Here is a 15499-nt window from a genome sequence, read left to right on the forward strand (position 1 = left end):
GATCACACCGGATGCCGCAGGGCTCCTAATCGCGCTATTCGGCGGCTGTGGTACATCTGCCAGAGCGAGTGGCAGACGAGGGCGGTGATGATAATCAGGCCGCCAACAAGGGTCGGATCGCTCGGCCGCTCGGCAAAGATCATCCACACCCAGATCGGCGTCAGCACGGTTTCAAGCAGATAGAACATCGCGACTTCGGGTCCGGAGATGAACTTCGGGCCGGTGGCAAGACAAAGGAATGCCAGCGTCGTCACGACAGCGCCGTTGAATATGATCCAGCCGGGCACTGCGACCGAATAGCCGTTCTGGGCAACCATGAACGCCGCCACCGTCATGGGCAGCGCAGTGCCAATGATCGCGGCAAATCCCATGTCCTTGCCGGAGGCACGGCTGACCGTGATTGCCGATGACAGGATAAAGGTCGAGAGCAGGGCGACCAGATCGCCGAAGAGATGGCCGGAGGAAAGCCCTTCGCGCACAATGATGCTGACGCCGACCAGCATGAAGAACATGGCTGCAAAAGTTGCAGGTTTCGGCCGCTCCTTCAGGAAAATCCAGGACAGGAGCGCCGAAAACACCGTGTTGAGCGCAAGAATGAACACGAGGTTTGCTGTCTTGGTATTGTAGACGGCAATCATGAAGGTGATCGAGGTCAGGCCGTAGAGACCGGCGACGACATAACCGACGGCGCCCGGAACAATCGGCCGCCACTTTCCCGTCGCAAGGCTCCAGATCAGCCAGATGAGGAAGGCGCTGATGAAGGTCGTTGCGCTGCGCAGCAACAATGTCGACCAGGTTTCTCCATGGCCAAGCCGCAATAGCGGAATGTCTGCCGTCAGGATAAGGCCGCCAAGGCCGGTTATGAGCAAACCCTTGCGATGGTCGAGGTGAAGCTGGGACATGCGGCGTTTCCGAATTGTTTTATTTGCCGCATGCCAGGGCAGTGTTAGGGCAGGCTGGATCGATCAGTCTTGGCGTTCCCACCCCTTGGGGCCGAGATGCTCCTGGGGCTTGTAGCGAATCTTGTATTGCATCTTGCGCGAGCCCGCCACCCAGTAGCCAAGATAGACGTGGGGAAGTCCGGCGGCGGCGGCGCGCTGGATATGATCGAGGATCATGAAGGTGCCAAGCGAGCGGCTGGCGTGTTCGGGATTGAAGAACGAATAGACCATCGACAGGCCATCGCCCATGATATCGGTGAGCGCGACGGCAATAAGTTCGCCTTCGCCCTTCTTGGTAATGAATGAGTCCGGACCGCGGCGTCGGTATTCGATGATCTGCGTCGGCACATGCGTGTCCTCGATCATCATCGCATAGTCGAGAACCGACATCTCCGACATGCCGCCTTTGTTATGGCGGGCATCGAGATATTGCCGGAACAGAGCATATTGCTCGGTGGAGGGCTCCGCGTGGTGAATATTGCCGATCAGGTCGCGGTTGCGATTCCAGACGCGGCGCATCGACTTGTCCTGCTTGAACTCGCCGGCAAGGATGCGCACGGAAACGCAGGCGCGGCAGTTTTCGCAGGCAGGACGGTAGGCGATGTTCTGCGAGCGGCGGAAACCGCCTTGCGTCAGCAGATCATTGAGCTCGCTGGCGCGCCCGCCGACAAGATGCGTGAAGACCTTGCGCTCCAGCTGCCCCTCCAGATAGGGACAGGGCGAAGGTGCTGTCAGGAAAAACTGTGGTGACTGCTGTGGTTGGTGCGTCATTCCATGCCCTGGGACGGTCTTCAATAGCTAATAGAATCGTATGACCGTCCGAAACGTCAATTGAATAATATTGTATTCAGCAATGAAAGTCTTCGTCCCTGTAGTATTGCTCAATTCGCACCGCAGGCAGCCCCGGTCCAGCTATGGCTGACAGCATCGAATCTGCCGTCCTTCGATGCGCCCCAACGTCCGTTGAATTGCTTGTAGTCATCAGAAAAATGAAGGTCGAGCCGGCCGGTTCCATATTTGTCGGTCCAGATCAGCGACCGCGAGGTTCCGGTGCCATCGTCCTTTTCAGCAAGCTTGCCGACAAGCCGCCCCGCGGAATCGCCGGCTTCATAGGTGCCGTTGATGTGGCCCGACTTGTCGACGTTCAATATCGTCTCGACGTCGCGATAGTCGCCGTCTGAAATCATTTCACCGCAATAGCGGCCGGCCGGCGAAGCGGCCACACCCGGAATCGTGCCGAGCCCATAGATTGCGAGCGACGCAAAAGCGAGCGCGGATAAACGCATTTTCATCATTTGTACTACCTTGAAAGTGGCCCTCGAAACGCGAAGGCCCTGGAATTATTGCTGCTGAATAAGCCTCGAAATTAGCTGTACGCGCGGACGACAACCGTCCCGAGAAGAAGGTCGTGCACAGTTCGCTTACGGTCGAGGAAGAATGTTGCGAGCAGGATAAGCGGCGTTAACACCACGTTCAGGCCCCAGAACAGCACAGTATGGACGACGGCGAGCAGGCCGTCGACCTTCTGGCCGTCGAGCCGTTCGAGCTTGATGCCCATCATCTGCATGCCCTTGGTCGCCTGACGTCGCCCGCCAAGGGTCGTTGCCACATAGGCGAGGGCGACGGCGGGAAACATGATGCCGTAGAGCGTCCAGCCAAGGCCGAGCGTCGCGACGCCGAGAATTGCAATGAGGAACGCCACCGGAATGCAAAGAAAGAACACGATCACATAGTCGATGAGGAAGGCGAAGGCGCGGCTCGTCCGCACGCCCTGATAGAGCCGCCAGTCATCAAGGCGGCTGGTTACGATTTCGCCATCAAGCGTTTCGGTGTTCATTTCGTTTTCCGTTTCAAACCGGCGACAGAATGCCGTTGCGCTGAAATTGGGAACTCGGGAATGAAAAATCAAGGAGCAGTCAGGCGCCCGCCTTTAGCCGCTCGGCAACGATCGGTGCGAAATAGGTGAGAATTCCGTCGCAGCCCGCCCGCTTGAACGCGAGCAGCGTCTCCATCATGACCCGCTCTTCGTCGATCCAGCCATTGGCGCCCGCGGCCTTTATCATCGTGTATTCGCCCGACACCTGATAGGCGAACGTCGGCATCGCGAAGGCATCCTTCAGCCGGCGGATAATATCGAGATAGGGAAGGCCGGGCTTGACCATCAGTGAATCCGCACCCTCAGCCAGGTCCTGTTCCGCTTCGCGCACTGCCTCGTCTGTATTGGCGGGATCGATATAATAGGTCTTCTTGTCGCCCTTGAGCCGGCCGGACGTTCCGATGGCTTCGCGGTAAGGACCGTAAAAGGCCGATGCAAACTTGGTCGCATAGGCCATGATGGCGACATCCTGGAAGCCGTTGTGGTCGAGTGCCTCGCGGATGGCGCCGATACGGCCGTCCATCATGTCCGACGGCGCAATGATATCGGCCCCGGCGGCCGCCTGAAGCACGGCCCCCTTGGTGATCTGTTCGACGGTCTCATCATTGACGATAATGCCGTCGCGCAGGATGCCGTCATGCCCATGGCTGGTGAAAGGATCGAGGGCAACGTCGGTGATCATGCCAATTTCCGGCACTGCATCCTTGATGGCGCGGGTCGCGCGATTGATGAGATTGTCGGGGTCGAGAATGCCCGAGCCCGTCTCGTCGCGCAGCGCCGGATCGATATTCGCAAAGGTGGCGATTGCCGGAATGCCAAGTTTTGCCGCGCGCTCCGCTTCCCGAACCGCCATGTCAACCGAAAAGCGCTGGACCCCCGGCATCGCGCCAATGTCTTCGCGCCGGTTTTCGCCCTCGCACAGAAAGATTGGCCAGATGAGGTCATTGACTGTCAGCTGGTTTTCCTGAACGAGCCGCCGTGACCAATCGGCCTTGCGCATCCGGCGCAGGCGGCGGCCTTGTGTAATTTCATCCACGGTCCGGCCCTGGGGGCCCGCGAAAGCTGGGTATTTGTTCATTGTTGCCTTGACCCGCCATAGCGGGCATTTCCTCTGTTTGTAATGGTTCTAACAGGGAAGCAGCCGTCTACCAAGATATTTGGGATGATGTGGGATCCATTGACGCGGCACGCTTGAGTTTCCTAACCTCGCATGCTCAAGCTTGGAGGGGCGAATGGAAATCGACTTTGGTGGGGCGGGCCAGGTGCTGTTCGAAAGACGCGGCAAGGCCGGGCTCATCCGGCTTACACGGCCGAAAGCCCTCAATGCACTGACGCAGACGATGGTCAATGCGATGCACCGCGCCCTCGTCGCCTGGTCAACCGATCCCGACGTCCATTGCGTCATCGTCGAGGGCGAGGGGCGGGCCTTTTGCGCCGGCGGCGATATTCTGGAGGTTTATCACGCCGGCAAGGCGGGAGAGCCGCTCTACGAGTTCTTCGCCGACGAGTATCGCCTCAATGCCTATATCCGGCATTTTCCCAAGCCATATGTTTCCCTGATCGACGGCATCGTCATGGGTGGCGGCGTCGGAATATCGGTGCACGGTTCGCACCGGGTCGTCACCGAGAATGTCCTCTTTGCCATGCCCGAAGTCGGCATCGGCTTTTTCCCCGACGTCGGCGGCAGCGCCTTCCTCCCGCATCTTCCCGAACATTTCGGCACATATCTCGCCCTGACGGGCAATCGAATCCGGCAGGGCGACTGCCTGCAGAGCGGGATCGCTACCCACGCGATCAAGGCCGAAGACAAGCAGAGGGTCAGGCGCAGCCTGATCAGGACCGGCAAGCCCGAAGTGGCCTTACGGGGAAAAACTATCAACCCGGACTATGAAACACCTGAGAAAACGCGCGATATGATAGGCGTGCTCTTCGATTCGGAGACCTTGGGCGGCTGCCTCATCCGGCTCGCCGCCTCAGGGGTCAACGGAAACGAATGGGCGCAGCAGATCCTTGAACTTATCAAGACCCGTTCTCCGACCAGCCTGCACGTGACGTTCAGGCAGATCGCCGAGGGCGGGCATCTTGAAATGGATCAATGTATGCAGATGGAGTACCGGATATTGTCGCGCATGCTCGAAAACCATGATTTTTACGAAGGCGTCCGCTCGCTTCTCGTCGATAAGGACAACGCGCCCGTGTGGCAGCCGGCTTCGATTGACGAGGTGACCCCAGAGATGGTGGACGCCTATTTCGCCCTCCTCGGTGAGCGTGAACTGAAGCTGGCATGAACGAGAGGCCGACGCATCTGCCATTCGACCCGACGCTGACGCAACTGGGCTTTGTCTGGTTCCTGCGGCTCGTCGCCATCTACTGTATCGTGGCGGGCATAGGGTATTGGGCGCAGATCAGCGGTTATTACGAGGGCATGCTGTGGCGCTTCGACCTTATGCCGTGGCAATGGAAAGTTGCCTCGGTATCGCTCGCGGTGCTCTATCCGGTGGCAGCGACAGGGCTCTGGATGATGGTCTCCTGGGGCCCGGTCATCTGGTTCGTCGCCGCGCTCGGCGAAACATTGATGTTCACGACTTTCTCCCGATATTTCTTCTACAAGCCTCAGATTGCCATCATCCACGGCGGCGTGGCGCTACTCTATATTGCCTTCAGGATCCTGCTGTTCGTGCAGAAAAGACGCCAGGCCAAGCCCAGGCGATAGGGCGCTTTTTAAGGCGTAAGTCTTCATTAAGCCTGAAATTGATTGAGCCGAGGTAAGGTACTGTTAAGTCTGTGTTTTAAGTCGAATTTTATGCGTATTCGATAGTGTTGCCTCAACGGTGAGAAAAATACACCGAAACAACAGTGAGGCAGGTATTATGAACAACACACAGAGAAAGTCTGGTGAGAACCAGCGTTCGACACCCAGTGATACTGCGTTGCGGACACTTTATCTTGAAGCACTTCAGTTGGTAGAACGTTTGCATCGACGTTTGCTTGACGTCGTCAAGGATGAATTCGACCGTAACGGCCGCAGCGACATCAACGCTATCCAGGCATTGCTGCTTTTCAACATCGGCAATGCTGAACTGACGGCCGGCGAACTGCGCAGCCGCGGCTACTATCTAGGCTCGAACGTTTCGTACAATCTGAAGAAACTGGTCGAGCTCGGCTTCATCTCGCATGAACGGTCCCGCACCGATCGTCGCTCCGTTCGGGTTAGCCTGACGGACAAGGGGACGGAAGTCGCGGAACTGGTGGCGGGTCTCTACGAGCGCCATATCGCGTCGATTGAACATGTCGGTGGCATCAAGGCGGAAGAATTCCAGTCGATGAACAAGGCCCTCCAGCGTCTCGATCGCTTCTGGAACGACAGCATCGCCTACCGCATGTAAGCTCTAACAGTGTCTCCACTGCAAAAGCCCGGCTTCGCTGCATGCGAGGGCGGGCTTTGACCATTGTTCTGTGGGGTTCTTCAAGCCTGTGCGTTTCCCATGGCCTAGGGTCATTAATCCGCCATAATGGCGTGGAAATCGACGAAGTCATTGCATGCTCAGCGAAATACGGCGGACAGCTGGAGAGGCGTGGTCGGCATCACGATTGCGCGATCAGTGTTAAAATTGCTGTTTGTTAAAGTAGTTGCTGGTAATTCTGGATAATCGTAACCGCTCATCTTGCGTTGCAGGTGGCACTGGCCGCAGTACTTCCAAGGGTTGGACACAATATGAAGAAATTCGGATCATCGGCAATTGATCGCCGCGCATTCCTGCGAGGCGTGGCAACTGCTGGTTTCGCCGCGGCAACAACGTCGGCATTCGCCCAGCAGAGCGATATCGGCGAGATTCTGGCGGCGCCGCGCCGCGGTAACTGGGATGATCAGTTCGACGCGCGCTCGACATCAAAGGGCAAGGTCGCAAGCTTCCAGCCGATCGCAAGCCCGGAGACGGCTTCCTTCATCCAAAACGCCATCAACACCTATAACCAGATCGTCAGCAATGGCGGATGGCCGCGCGTCGATACCACGGTCAAGCTGCAGCTTGGCGTCGTCGACCCTTCGGTCGCCGTCATGCGCAAGCGCCTGATGATCGCAGGCGATCTTTCAGAGAGCGCAGGCATCTCCAATTCGTTCGATACCTATGTTGATGCCGCTGTAAAGCGCTTCCAGGCCCGGCACGGTCTGCCGGCCGATGGCGTCATGGGGCAGTATTCGCTGGCTGCGATGAATGTCCCCGCCGATATTCGCCTCGGACAGCTGCAGACCAACCTCGAACGTGTTCGCACTTTGGCCGCCGCCGACCAGGGCCCACGTTACGTCATGGTCAACATTCCGGCTGCGCAGCTCGAGGCAGTGGAGGGCGGCCGCGTCGTCCAGCGCCATACCGCAATCGTCGGCAAGATCGATCGTCAGACGCCAATCCTCGATTCCAAGATCCACGAGGTCATTCTCAATCCTTACTGGACCGCGCCGAAGTCGATCATCGAAAAAGACATCATTCCGCTGATGCGCAAGGACCCGACTTATCTGACGCGCAACAAGATTCGCCTCTTCGACCAGCAGGGTCAGGAAGTTCCGCCGGAACAGGTCGACTGGAATACGGATGATGCCGTCAAGCTGATGTTCCGCCAGGATCCGGGCAAGATCAACGCCATGTCATCGACGAAGATCAATTTCCCGAACCCCTATGCCGTCTATATGCACGATACGCCTCAGCAGGGCGTATTCAACAAGTTGATGCGCTTCGAATCGTCCGGCTGTGTCCGCGTCCAGAACGTGCGCGATCTAAATGTATGGTTGCTGCGCGATACGGCGGGCTGGGATCGCCAAACAATGGAAGCGACCATCAAGACCGGCGTCAACACGCCGATCAACGTCAGTAACCCGGTGCCGCTGCACTTCGTCTACGTGACGGCGTGGTCGACCGGCGACGGGGTCGTTCACCTGCGCGACGATATCTACGAGCGCGACGGTCAGGCCGCGCTTTCTATCGGCACGAATACCTGAGCGATTTGACCTTTGGATTAGTGGAAAGACCGCCTTCGGGCGGTCTTTTTTTCTGACGAAGGCAATGTGAATTCTCGTGCCCAACTCTCCGTCATCCTTCGGGCTTGTCCCGAGGATTGACCTTGGCGAAGCCCGGATTAAGCGGGCCCACCTCATTTCCACATCCATGGCGGTTTCCGGCTATTGCTTTTCGTCTCCCGGCCATTGGCCTTGCCGGTTTAAGTATGATAATGCGCCGCAATCACGTAACTGTTCCCACCGGCAAATGAGGTTGAGACACCATGTCGAACGCAGATACCTTTTTCAACGCACCGCTCGAAGAGATCGATCCGGAAATCTTCGGCGCAATCCGCAAGGAACTTGGTCGTCAGCGGCATGAAATCGAGCTGATCGCCTCGGAAAACATCGTCTCCCGCGCCGTGCTCGAAGCCCAGGGCTCGATCATGACCAACAAATATGCCGAGGGGTATCCGGGCAAGCGCTATTATGGCGGCTGCCAATTTGTCGATATTGCCGAAGAACTTGCCATTGAGCGCGCCAAGCAGTTGTTCGGCTGCGAATTCGCGAACGTTCAGCCGAACTCCGGCAGCCAGATGAACCAGGCCGTGTTCCTGGCGCTGCTGCAGCCTGGCGACACGTTCATGGGCCTCGACCTCAATTCTGGTGGCCACCTTACCCACGGCTCGCCGGTTAACATGTCCGGCAAGTGGTTCAACGTCGTTTCCTACGGCGTGCGTGAGGACGATCACCTCCTCGACATGGACGCCATCGAGAAGAAGGCGCATGAGACCAAGCCCAAGCTTATACTTGCGGGCGGCACGGCCTATTCGCGGGTCTGGGACTGGCAGCGCTTCCGCCAGATTGCCGATTCCATCGGCGCCTACCTCATGGTCGACATGGCGCATATCGCGGGTCTCGTTGCTGCCGGCGTGCATCCTTCGCCGCTTCCGCACGCTCATGTTGTAACAACCACCACGCACAAGTCGCTGCGCGGTCCTCGCGGCGGCATGATCCTCTGCAACGATCCCGAGATCGCCAAGAAGATGAATTCCGCCGTGTTCCCCGGCTTGCAGGGCGGGCCGCTGATGCACGTCATCGCCGCCAAGGCAGTCGCCTTCGGCGAAGCGCTGAAGCCGGACTTCAAGACCTATGGCAAGAACGTCGTCACCAATGCGCAGACGCTTGCCGAGACGCTGAAGAAGAACGGGCTCGACATCGTTTCCGGCGGTACCGACAACCATCTGATGCTCGTCGATCTGCGCCCCAAGAATGCGACCGGCAAGCGCGCCGAGGCCGCGCTGGGCCGCGCCAACATCACCTGCAACAAGAACGGTATTCCGTTCGACCCGGAAAAGCCGTTCGTGACGTCGGGCGTTCGTCTCGGCACGCCTGCCGGCACGACACGCGGATTTGGCCCGGCCGAATTCACCGAAATCGGCAATCTCATTTCCGAAGTGCTCGACGGTCTCAAGGTCGCGAATTCCGATGAGGGCAATGCCGCCGTGGAAAAAGCCGTGCAGCAGAAGGTCATCTCGTTGACCGACCGTTTCTCGCTTTACCCCTACCTCGGCTAAGGCGCGCGCCGGATTGATATGGATGGGCGGGGGGAACGTGGCGGATCGAACGGTCCGTTCACAGTCCTCTCCGCCCGACCGCTTTTAACTTCGCAAGAAAATCATTATCTTCGAGCTCTGTCTCTTGCGAACATGAAGTTGTTCAGAAAGCTCGTCGATGCGTTGTCCCTATTGCCAATCCGAAGACACCCAGGTGAAAGATTCCCGTCCTGCAGAAGACGGAGCGGTGATCCGGAGAAGACGTGTCTGCTCGGTCTGCGGTGGTCGCTTCACTACCTTTGAGCGCGTGCAGTTGCGCGATCTGACGGTCATCAAGAAGAGTGGCCGCAAGGTTGCCTTCGACCGGGACAAGCTCATGCGTTCAGTGGAAGTTGCGCTGCGCAAGCGTCAGGTCGATCCCGATCGCGTCGAGCGTGCCGTCTCCGGCATCGTACGCCAACTCGAAAGTTCGGGAGAACCGGAGGTCGCGTCCGACGAAATCGGGCGGCTGGTCATGGATGCGCTGAAAGGCATCGATGACATCGCCTATATCCGCTTTGCCTCGGTCTACCGCAATTTTCGCGAAGCCAGGGATTTCCACGATGTGATCGATGAGATCACCTCTGGCGACACGGTTGCCGAACGGGTCGAGGAAGACTGAACAAATGGCGGCATCCGAGCTTGACCGCCGCTATGTGGAAGCGGCGATACGCCTTTCGCGCACGCATCGGGGCCTCACGGGAACCAACCCATCAGTAGCCACCCTCATCGTCAAGAACGGCGTGATCGTCGGGCGTGGGGTAACCGCAATTGGTGGACGCCCGCATGCGGAGACGCAAGCCTTGGCCGAAGCTGGCGATAAAGCCCGCGGCGCAACCGCCTATGTTACCCTCGAGCCCTGCGCCCATCACGGGAAGACGCCGCCCTGCGCCAATGCGCTGGTAACGGCCGGTGTGACCCGCGTCGTTGCTGCAGCCACCGACCCTGACGACCGGGTATCGGGAAAGGGCTATGCCATCCTGCGCGCTGGCGGTGTCGAAGTGGAGGAAAACGTCATGGCGGCGGAGGCGGCAGACTACCTCGCAGGCTACCTCATTCGGTCAGCGACGAAACGCCCCGAAGTGATTCTGAAACTTGCCCTTTCCAGCGACGGCTACATGGGTAGCGCGGGCGAGGGGCAGGTGCCGATCACCGGCAGCGTTGCACGCGCGCAGGTGCATCTGATGCGGGCTGAATCCGACGCTATTCTCGTCGGCATCGGCACAGTACTGAGCGACGATCCGCAATTGACCTGCCGGCTCCCCGGCCTTGAAGCGCGCTCGCCGATCCGCATCGTGCTCGACAGCCATCTGCGTCTGCCGGTCGACAGCGAACTTGTGCGAACGGCCGCGAACGTTCCTGTCTGGGTTGCGGCGCGGGCGGATGCTGATCCAGCCAAGCGCCGGGCGCTCGCTGCCGCAGGCTGCAGGATATTGGCGACCGAGACCGATTGCGGCGCAACCGCCCTGCCGGAGCTCCTGGAGGACCTTGCTGCTCAGGGGCTTTCAACCGTGATGGTCGAGGGTGGAGCGGCGGTCGCGACGTCGCTGCTCGATGAGAACCTCGTTGACAGGATTGCGCTCTTTGAGGGAGCGGTTGTGATTGGTAGTGAGGCGGGGGTTGCAGGTCCTGATCTCAACCCCCATATCGCGCGTGATTTCAAGCAGCTGAACGAGTTTCGCTTTGGGGAAGACCGCTATCGCGAATATGTCAGATCGACCTAGGAAAACATGAATGTTCACAGGTATTGTAACGGATATCGGCCGGATCGGTCAGGTAAAGCCGCTCAACGAGGGCGTGCTGCTGCGCGTTGAAACCAATTATGATCCCCAGACGATCGAAATCGGCGCATCGATCGCCTGTTCCGGCGTCTGTCTGACTGTAACCACCTTGCCGGAAAAAGGTTCGAATGCCCGCTGGTTCGAGGTCGAGGCCTGGGAAGAGGCGCTGCGCCTTACCAGCATAGCCGGCTGGAAAACCGGCTCGCGTATAAATCTGGAACGATCCTTGAAACTTGGCGATGAAATGGGAGGACATCTCGTCTCCGGGCATGTCGATGCCATGGCGGAACTCATCAAGCGCGAAGACGAGGGCGATGCCGTCCGGTTCACGCTTCGGGTTCCCGGGCATCTCGCGCGTTTCATAGCGCAGAAGGGGTCGGTTGCCCTGGACGGCACGTCATTGACCGTCAACGGCGTCAATGGCAACGAGTTCGACGTGCTCCTTATCCGCCATTCGCTGGAAGTTACGACCTGGGGCGAGCGCAAGGTTGGCGACAAGGTCAATATCGAGATCGACCAGATGGCGAGATACGCCGCACGACTTGCGGAATACCCGAAATCGGCCTAGGACCAACGCCACCTCATTTCCGTTGGAGCAATCATGTCCAAAAGTCAGGCGCATGCGCCACATCTATTGATCGTGGAAGCACGATTCTATGACGATCTCGCCGACGCGCTGCTGGCTGGCGCCAAGGGCGCCCTCGACGAGGCGAACGCGACCTATGAGGTAATCACCGTGCCGGGTGCACTGGAGATCCCGGCCGTCATTTCGTTTGCTCTCGATGCTGCCGTCGAAGGCGGCAGGGAGTATGATGGCTTCGTCGCTCTCGGGACGGTTATTCGCGGTGAGACGTACCATTTCGATATTGTTGCCAATGAATCGTCGCGCGGCTTGATGGATCTTTCCGTCAATGAAAGCATTGCCATCGGCAATGGCATTCTCACGGTCGAGAATGACGAACAGGCGTGGGCGCGTGCAAAGCGCGGCGAAGGCGACAAGGGCGGCTTCGCGGCGCGCGCTGCATTGACCATGATCGCCATCAAGGAAAAGCTTGGAGCCTGACGATGCCTTCCGCCAAAGACGGGCATAGCCCTGCCGCAAAGACCGCCAACAAGCGTGGCGTTGCCCGCCTTGCCGCCGTGCAGGCACTTTACCAGATGGACGTTGCCGGTACGGGTGTTCTCGAGGTCGTTGCCGAATATGAGGCGCACCGCCTGGGCAAGGAAGTGGACGGCAACCAATATCTCGATGCAGATCCGCAGTGGTTTCGCGGTATCGTCTCAGGTGTCGTCGCCGAGCAGAAGGTCCTCGATCCGCTCATACATCAGGCACTGCTTGAAGACTGGCCCCTGTCACGGCTCGATTCGACGCTTCGCGCCATCTTGCGCGCCGGGATTTGGGAATTGAAGGACCGGGTCGATGTGCCGACGGCCGTCATCGTCTCTGAATATGTCGACATCGCCAAGGCGTTCTACAATGAGGACGAGCCGAAGCTCGTCAACGCCGTTCTCGACCGGCTGGCATTTGAGATTCGCGGTGCAAGCAAGGGCGTAAAGGGCCCGCAGCGGTAAAGGTGCGGCCCTCAGCGGTCGCGCGGTTTGCGCCGTTGGTTGCGATCGACAACGTAGAACGCAAGCAGGGCGAAGAGCACGGCGCTGACCGGCGCTATGAAGAACGAAAGCATCTGCAGCGTCGTCATGGTCTCATCCTCGTGAGGAAAGTGCTCGCCAAGTAATGTAGGGTGAATGCGATCACAACACAAATTGCGCTGACAAATGCGAGAAATCTTGTCGGTCCGATTGTGCCGTTCAGACTCGAAACGAGTGGAGCGAATCCACCTACCGCGAAAATCGCGACACCGAGGCCATTTAAAAAGGTCGCAAATAACTTCACGCGTTCATTATAGATCACGTTCAAGGCCAACTCATTCAAATGAATTCTTTTGTTAAGATTGATCACTCCCCCTACTGTTCGCAATCCCTACTTTCGTCGCGCATTCCGCTAAGTTGCGAAAGACCTTGACGGTTTCGCATTTGCTTCGTTACTCCTTACACATACGGTCGCGTCTCTGCCGGCCTGGCAGATTTCGAGTGCCGTACCGAACCTGACCCGGGGAGGGGTTTTCCGGTCAAAATCTGAGGGAGTGGCATGACAATACTATTTCTGGTCATTGCCTGCGGTCTGCTGTCTATCGTTTACGCTATCTGGGCCACCAAATCGGTGCTCGCGGCGGACCAGGGCAATGCGCGCATGCAAGAAATCGCCGGTGCGATCCGCGAAGGTGCACAGGCCTATCTCACACGTCAGTACACCACGATCGCCATTGTCGGCATCGTCGTCTTTGTCGCCGTCTGGTATCTCCTGAGCGCGACGGCCGCCATCGGCTTCCTGATCGGCGCGGTGCTTTCCGGCCTTGCCGGCTTCATCGGCATGCACGTCTCCGTCCGCGCCAATGTGCGCACGGCGCAGGCTGCATCCCGCAGTCTGGCTGCCGGTCTCGAGATCGCCTTCAAATCGGGCGCAATCACCGGCATGCTCGTTGCCGGGCTCGCGCTTCTCGGCGTCTCCGTCTATTTCTGGGTCCTGACCGGTCCGCTCGGCCTTCCTGCAGCTGATCGCGCGGTAATAGACGCCCTCGTTTCGCTTGGTTTCGGCGCTTCCCTTATTTCGATCTTCGCCCGCCTTGGCGGCGGCATCTTCACCAAGGGTGCAGATGTTGGCGGCGACCTCGTCGGCAAGGTTGAAGCTGGAATTCCCGAAGATGATCCGCGTAACCCCGCAACGATTGCCGACAATGTTGGTGACAATGTCGGCGACTGCGCCGGCATGGCTGCCGATCTCTTCGAGACCTACGCCGTGACGATCGTTGCCACGATGGTGCTTGCCGCTATTTTCTTCGGCGCGACACCTGTGCTCGGGCAGGTCATGCTGTATCCGCTGGCCATCTGCGGCGCCTGCATCATCACCTCGATTGCCGGCACGTTCTTCGTAAAGCTCGGTGCCAACAACTCCATCATGGGTGCCCTCTACAAGGGCCTGATCGTGACGGGGCTCTTGTCGATCGTCGGCCTCGCCGTCGCAACGTCGATGACCGTCGGCTGGGGCGAGTTTGGCACCGTGGCCGGGCGAGCTATCACCGGCACGAACCTCTTCTTCTGCGGTATTATCGGTCTCGTCGTAACCGGCCTGATTGTCGTCATCACCGAATATTATACCGGCACCAACAAGCGTCCGGTGAATTCGATCGCCCAGGCATCGATCACCGGTCACGGCACCAACGTGATCCAGGGCTTGGCTGTTTCGCTTGAGTCGACCGCTTTGCCTGCGCTCGTCATTGTCGGCGGCATCATCTCCACCTATCAACTCGCCGGCCTCTTCGGAACCGGTATTGCGGTGACGGCGATGCTCGGCATTGCCGGCATGATCGTTGCGCTCGATGCATTCGGCCCGGTAACGGACAATGCCGGCGGCATCGCCGAAATGTCGGGCCTCGATCCGGACGTGCGTAAATCCACCGATGCTCTCGACGCCGTTGGCAATACGACGAAGGCCGTCACCAAGGGCTACGCCATCGGCTCTGCCGGCCTTGGCGCGCTGGTGTTGTTTGCAGCCTATAGCAACGACCTTCAATACTTCATCAGCGAAGCCAACAAGGAAGGCGCGACTGCATTCAGCTACTTCAAGGGCATCGGGGCGGTCTCCTTCGACCTTTCCAATCCCTATGTCGTCGCAGGCCTTATCTTCGGCGGTCTCATTCCCTACCTTTTCGGCGGCATTGCAATGACAGCAGTCGGCCGTGCGGCGGGATCGGTGGTCGAGGAGGTGCGTCGCCAGTTCCGGGAAAAGCCAGGCATCATGCTCGGCACCGAACGGCCCGACTATGCGCGTGCGGTCGATATTCTGACCAAGGCGGCAATCCGGGAAATGGTTGTTCCCTCGCTGCTGCCGGTGCTTGCGCCGCTCGTAGTTTACTTCGGCGTGCTGCTGATATCGGGTTCCAAGGCCTCCGCGTTTGCCGCGCTCGGTGCTTCGCTGCTCGGCGTCATCATCAATGGCATCTTCGTTGCGATATCGATGACCTCGGGTGGCGGTGCCTGGGATAATGCCAAGAAGTCGTTTGAGGACGGCTTTGTCGGCAAGGACGGCACCCGCCACATGAAGGGCTCCGAGGCACATAAAGCGTCCGTCACCGGCGATACCGTTGGCGATCCATACAAGGATACGGCAGGTCCCGCCGTCAATCCGGCGATCAAGATCACCAACATCGTGGCCCTGCTGCTCTTGGCCGTGCTGGCCCACTGACACCTGCCAGCGA

At 58.8% G+C, this 15499-nt stretch carries 16 protein-coding genes; 11 read left to right on the plus strand and 5 right to left on the minus strand.

Annotated elements, in window-relative coordinates:
• Positions 1-2: 2 nt before the first annotated feature.
• The 5 genes from BR48_RS0116845 to hemB form a co-directional block, all read right to left on the minus strand.
• Positions 3-902: a DMT family transporter gene (locus BR48_RS0116845; RefSeq protein ID WP_027232380.1), complete on the minus strand. Its 900-nt coding sequence runs from the start codon at positions 900-902 to the stop codon at positions 3-5.
• Positions 903-965: 63 nt separating this feature from the next.
• Entirely contained in the window at positions 966-1712 is a 747-nt protein-coding gene (locus tag BR48_RS0116850; protein WP_027232381.1) for an arginyltransferase, read from the minus strand.
• Between the two features lie 110 nt (positions 1713-1822).
• Positions 1823-2236, minus strand: coding sequence for a hypothetical protein (locus BR48_RS24850; protein WP_051615124.1), 414 nt, complete (start codon positions 2234-2236; stop codon positions 1823-1825).
• Between the two features lie 71 nt (positions 2237-2307).
• Entirely contained in the window at positions 2308-2778 is a 471-nt protein-coding gene (locus tag BR48_RS0116860; RefSeq protein ID WP_027232382.1) for an RDD family protein, read from the minus strand.
• Between the two features lie 79 nt (positions 2779-2857).
• Positions 2858-3895 carry a porphobilinogen synthase gene (gene hemB / locus BR48_RS0116865; protein ID WP_027232383.1) on the minus strand — a complete coding sequence of 346 codons (1038 nt, stop codon included), beginning with the start codon at positions 3893-3895 and terminating at the stop codon, positions 2858-2860.
• Positions 3896-4049: 154 nt separating this feature from the next.
• Here hemB and BR48_RS0116870 point away from each other — a divergent pair, with 154 nt between their 5' ends.
• From BR48_RS0116870 to BR48_RS0116930, 11 genes are all read left to right on the plus strand, one after another.
• The gene (locus BR48_RS0116870; protein WP_027232384.1) at positions 4050-5105 is read left to right on the plus strand and encodes an enoyl-CoA hydratase/isomerase family protein; all 1056 of its coding nucleotides are present in this window, start codon (positions 4050-4052) and stop codon (positions 5103-5105) included.
• Positions 5102-5530 (plus strand): DUF6163 family protein, encoded by a 429-nt coding sequence (locus BR48_RS0116875; RefSeq protein ID WP_027232385.1) that lies wholly within the window; start codon positions 5102-5104, stop codon positions 5528-5530. The genes BR48_RS0116870 and BR48_RS0116875 overlap by 4 nt, the downstream gene beginning before the upstream one ends.
• A gap of 157 nt (positions 5531-5687) precedes the next feature.
• Entirely contained in the window at positions 5688-6203 is a 516-nt protein-coding gene (locus BR48_RS0116880; protein ID WP_027232386.1) for a winged helix DNA-binding protein, read from the plus strand.
• 329 nt (positions 6204-6532) lie between these two features.
• Positions 6533-7810: a L,D-transpeptidase family protein gene (locus BR48_RS0116885; protein WP_027232387.1), complete on the plus strand. Its 1278-nt coding sequence runs from the start codon at positions 6533-6535 to the stop codon at positions 7808-7810.
• A 281-nt stretch (positions 7811-8091) separates the two neighbouring features.
• Positions 8092-9384 carry a serine hydroxymethyltransferase gene (gene glyA, locus BR48_RS0116890; RefSeq protein ID WP_027232388.1) on the plus strand — a complete coding sequence of 431 codons (1293 nt, stop codon included), beginning with the start codon at positions 8092-8094 and terminating at the stop codon, positions 9382-9384.
• Between the two features lie 157 nt (positions 9385-9541).
• Positions 9542-10024: a transcriptional regulator NrdR gene (gene nrdR / locus BR48_RS0116895; RefSeq protein ID WP_027232389.1), complete on the plus strand. Its 483-nt coding sequence runs from the start codon at positions 9542-9544 to the stop codon at positions 10022-10024.
• 4 nt (positions 10025-10028) lie between these two features.
• The gene (ribD, locus tag BR48_RS0116900) at positions 10029-11126 is read left to right on the plus strand and encodes a bifunctional diaminohydroxyphosphoribosylaminopyrimidine deaminase/5-amino-6-(5-phosphoribosylamino)uracil reductase RibD (protein ID WP_027232390.1); all 1098 of its coding nucleotides are present in this window, start codon (positions 10029-10031) and stop codon (positions 11124-11126) included.
• Positions 11127-11136: 10 nt separating this feature from the next.
• Entirely contained in the window at positions 11137-11751 is a 615-nt protein-coding gene (locus BR48_RS0116905) for a riboflavin synthase (RefSeq protein WP_027232391.1), read from the plus strand.
• A 33-nt stretch (positions 11752-11784) separates the two neighbouring features.
• Positions 11785-12246, plus strand: coding sequence for a 6,7-dimethyl-8-ribityllumazine synthase (gene ribH / locus BR48_RS0116910; RefSeq protein ID WP_027232392.1), 462 nt, complete (start codon positions 11785-11787; stop codon positions 12244-12246).
• A 2-nt stretch (positions 12247-12248) separates the two neighbouring features.
• Positions 12249-12755: a transcription antitermination factor NusB gene (gene nusB, locus BR48_RS0116915; protein WP_027232393.1), complete on the plus strand. Its 507-nt coding sequence runs from the start codon at positions 12249-12251 to the stop codon at positions 12753-12755.
• 577 nt (positions 12756-13332) lie between these two features.
• A complete protein-coding gene (locus BR48_RS0116930) occupies positions 13333-15486 on the plus strand; it encodes a sodium-translocating pyrophosphatase (RefSeq protein ID WP_027232395.1) in 2154 nt (717 codons plus the stop codon).
• Positions 15487-15499: the final 13 nt, after the last annotated feature.

The organism is Phyllobacterium sp. UNC302MFCol5.2 (assembly GCF_000686005.1).
Taxonomy (GTDB): Bacteria; Pseudomonadota; Alphaproteobacteria; order Rhizobiales; family Rhizobiaceae; genus Phyllobacterium; species Phyllobacterium pellucidum.